2 protein-coding genes are annotated in these 4,314 nt (G+C 67.8%); both read left to right on the top strand.

Going from position 1 to position 4,314, the window contains the following annotated elements; translation table 11 throughout:
- Window positions 1–3,465: hypothetical protein (locus EOD07_RS24535; RefSeq protein ID WP_127237279.1), on the top strand; the 3,465-nt coding region annotated here is incomplete at its 5' end.
- A gap of 291 nt (window positions 3,466–3,756) precedes the next feature.
- A partial coding sequence (gene rpe / locus EOD07_RS24530; protein WP_127237278.1) for a ribulose-phosphate 3-epimerase occupies window positions 3,757–4,314 on the top strand: 558 nt, incomplete at its 3' end.

Here is a 4,314-nt window from a genome sequence, read left to right as displayed (position 1 = left end):
GGCCTGCAGATCGTCAGCGTCGATGTCGCCGGCGACGGCACCAGCGCCTCCGGCGGACCGCTGCCGGCTGCTGCGATCGGCACGTCGGCCGGCCCGAACGACACGGCGAGCGTCTCCAACTTCCGCATCAGCGCTGCCAACCTCGATGGCGCGGGTGCTGCGAACGAACGCGTCATCACCTTCCGGATCGCCGCCAAGATTGACCATGCGGCCTTCCCCGCGCCGGCGACGGTCGACAACCAGGGCGAGATCAAGGTCTCGCTGCGGGGCGGACCGGCAACGACCATCCCCTCGCAGGATCCGGACAAGCCCGACGACGGCGATTTCCTCACCGGCGTGAAAACCTCGATCAAGATCGACTTGAGCAAGTGCAACCCGCCGCCCCCGCCCCCCGGCAAGGAGTGCTTCAAGGTGGAGCATGGCACGGTCGACTGCGTGCCCGGCGGCGGCGCCTTCATCTACCATATGCCGGTCGGCCCGGAGATGGGTGGCAAATGGGTGCAGGTGTCGACGACCACGCCCGGCATCAGCATCGTTCCCGACACACAGAAGGTGCCGGTCGGCGGCGGCGTGCTGAACTGGAAGATCATCGGCGCCTCGCCCGGCGAGGCCATCCACCTCATCGTCACCGGCATCGAGACCTATGCCGGGCCGAAGGAGGGCTGGGGGCTCTGCTGCACGCAGGTGATCGACATCGTCATCCCGCGCGATTTGAGATGCCCGCCAAAGGACAAGGAGCCGGACCTCAAGGTCGAGAAACATGCCGACGTGCCGCGCTGCACGATGGCCGGCGGCTGCGACTTCACCATCACCGTCACCAATGTCGGCGACGCGCCCTATAACGGCAAGATCGTGCTCGACGAGGTGACGTTGCCGGCCGGCTCCGTGCTGACCTCGGGGCCGAACGCGCCCTGGGTCTGCGTGCCCGGCACGACGCCGATGACCTGCACCTATCCGGCGACGACGCTCAACCCCGGCGCCTCAGTCGACCTCAAGCTCGGCTTCAAGCCGGCGGGCGGCTGGCAGGGCCGCGTGCTGCGCAATTGCGCCGCCTATGATTACGACGCCAGCGGCAAGCCGCTGTTCGGCAGCCAGCAGAACGACCGCGGCTGCGCCTCGATCCCGATCTGCCGGCGTGGCGATCGCGATCCGCAATGCAATCCGCCGGTCGAGAAGAAGGTCGACCTGATCCTGAAGAAGCGCGCCCGCACCCCGGTCTGCACGCCGGACGGCGTCTGCTCTTTCGTGATCGACATCATCAACAACGGCACCGGCACCTATAACGGGCCGCTGACGGTGATCGACACCTATCCCGGCGGGGCGCCGGCCTCGTCGACCTTCGGACCGAGCCCGCCATGGGCTTGCGGACCGAACGGGCCTGGACAGTTCCGCTGCGACAATGCCGGCATCTCGCTGCCTCCGGGCGCCTCGACGCCGATCGTCGTCAAGGCGGTGATGCCGGCAAACTACCGGCCGGACACGGTGGAGAACTGCGCCGAGGTGAAAGGCATTCCCGGCGAGGTCGACCTTGCCAACAACAAGGCCTGCGCCACCGAGCGCGTCCGCCATCCGAATGGCGGCCAGCCCGGCATGCGCATCACCAAGGAATGCGGCGGCGATCGGCTCGTGCGCGCCGGAATGGTCTCCTGCCGCATCACCGTCACCAACGCCGGCACCGCCGCCCCCACCGGACCGGTGCGGGTCAACGATGCCGCGACCCTGGTGTCGGGTGGCGCGCCGGTGCAAATCCAGACCGTCACCCCTGATGGTGCGGACTGGGCTTGCGGACCGGTGTCCGCCGACACGCTGTCGTGCCAGATTCCCGGCGCCGCGATGACGCCCGGAACCTCCAGGCACTTCGACGTGACGGTAAGCGGCAGTGGCGCGTTCGAGAACTGCGCGCGCGGCTCCTTCGGGCCGGCGCCGGGTGATGATATCGTCTACCCGATCGGCCAGGCCTGCGCGAAAGGCGGCGGGGCCTCGACCATCCGCGTCGAGAAGACCGGCGATGCCGAGTGCCAGCCGGGAGAACCCTGCTCGTTCGAGATCACCATCACGAACGATGGGCCGAATCCCGTCTCCGGTCCGGTCCGCATCGGCGATGCGATCGGCGTGGAAGGTCTCGGCCGGCTGGAAGGCGTTCGGATCACCTCGATCGACCCGCCCTTCGGCTGCTCGCCGGAGCCCACGACGCTGCCTCTGTCCTGCGTCGCCAACCTGACGCTGGGCGCCGGCGAAAGCCACAACCACCACGTCACCGTGATCCTTCCCGAGGATGGGCGCCTTGCCGATCTGCAGGGCACGGTCAACGGCCAGAACTGCGTCGGCGTGCTTCCTCCGAACACGCCGGTGCAGGGCGGCGGCGACGTGCTGAACCGCGACCTGACCAACGTCCAGGGCGATCGCGGCAAGGCCTATGCGTGCCATCCCTTCACCATCAGCCGAAAGGTCAAGGATCAGTGCTTGTATGGAATGGTGCTGAGCTCGGCCGGCCGCTGTGTCTGTCCGGAAGGCACCACCTTCCGTGACGGCCAATGTTCGGGTGGCGGAGGCACCAAGCTCGTGCCGCTGCCGGTGCCGCCGCGCTGCGTCCTGCTGCAGGGCCAGATCCGGACGGCGGACGGACGCTGTGTCTGCCCGCGCGGCACGGAGCTGCAAAACGGCAAGTGCGTCAAGGGCGAAGAGCCGCAGGAGCCGCAATGCACGCTGCGTCCCGGCCAGTACCGCGACCAGGACGGCAATTGCGTCTGCCGCCGCGGCGAGCTGGTGAACGGCGTGTGCCAGGTCGTCCCGCCGAAGTGCACGATCCGTGGCGCGGTGCCGACTTCGAACGGCAGTGGCTGCGCCTGCCCGGACGGCACGCATCTCGACCGCGCGGCCAAGGCTTGCGTGCCGGACAGGCAGCCGCCCGCCCAGTGCCGCATCCGCGGCCAGTCCCGCAATGCCGACGGCGATTGCGTCTGCCCGAGCCGCACGGAGGTGCGCGGCGGCGCCTGCCGGCCGATCGTGTCGAAGCAGTGCCCGGTCCGCGGCCAGGTGCGCGACGCCAACGGCAATTGCGCCTGCCCGGACGGCCTGGAGGTGCAAGGCAAGGCCTGCAGGCCGCCAAAGCCGAAGCAGGAGCAGTGCACGATCCGCGGCCAGGTCCATAACAAGCGGGGCGATTGCGTCTGCCCGCGCGGGACCGAGGTTCGCAACGGCGCCTGCCGCAAGCCGCAGGTGGAATGCGCGCCGGGCGCGGAGTTCATCGACGGACAGTGCCAGCCGGTCTTCACACGGCGGCGCTGCCCGGTCGGCACCACCGGACGGTTCCCGGACTGCACGCCGATCCGAAGGCGACCGGGTGTCGAGATCAACCCCGGCATCCTGCTCAACCCGAATGTGCTGCAGCAACTGGTGCCGCAGCGCCAGCCCCGACGGGTGCTGCAGGATCCGGGGGCCAACATCCAGAACTTCAAGCCATAATCCTGTGGCTGAAGACCCAGACCCGCCGGAGCGATCCGGCGGGTTTTCTTTTCCACATCGAAGACAGCCCGGCGAGCAGGCAGGCCAATCGGCCTGTCGAAAACATGCTTCCCCTCGGCTGGATCATGGTCTAGGGCGTCCACCGTTTCACGGAAACGGTGGACGCCCTATCTCTTTGTTTCTACGCAATTCCGGACGGAAAAGCGCTCGCACTTTTCCTGGAATTGCTCTAGGCAATCGCCCTGACAGGCGCGCGGCCGCGCGCCCATGACCGCCGGGAGAATTTGCGCCATGAGCAAGAAGACCCTGATCGCGCCATCGGTGCTGGCGTCGGATTTCTCCAAGCTGGGCGATGAGGTCGAGGCTGTCGCGGCGGCCGGCGCCGACTGGATCCATCTCGACGTGATGGACGGCCATTTCGTCCCCAATATCACCTTCGGCCCGCCGGTGATCAAAGCGATCCGCAACCGCACCAAGGCCTTCTTCGACTGCCATCTGATGATCGCGCCAGCCGATCCTTACCTGGCGGCCTTCGCCGAGGCCGGCTGCGACGGCATGACGGTGCACGCCGAGGCCGGGCCGCATCTCGACCGTTCGTTGCAGACCATCAAGAGCCTCGGCAAGAAGGCCGGCGTCTCGCTCAATCCGGCGACGCCGGAAACGGCGATCGAATATGTGCTCGACCGGCTCGACCTGATCCTGATCATGACGGTCAATCCGGGTTTCGGCGGACAGGCCTTCATCCCGGCGATCGTCGACAAGGTGAAGCGGGTGAAGGCGCTGATCGGCAACCGGCCGATCCATATCGAGATCGATGGCGGCGTCTCGGCCGAAACGGCGCCGCTGGTG

It is taken from the genome of Mesorhizobium sp. M2C.T.Ca.TU.002.02.1.1 (genome assembly GCF_003997225.1).
Note: the sequence above shows the minus strand (reverse complement) of the source record. Positions and strands in the feature narration are given on the sequence as shown.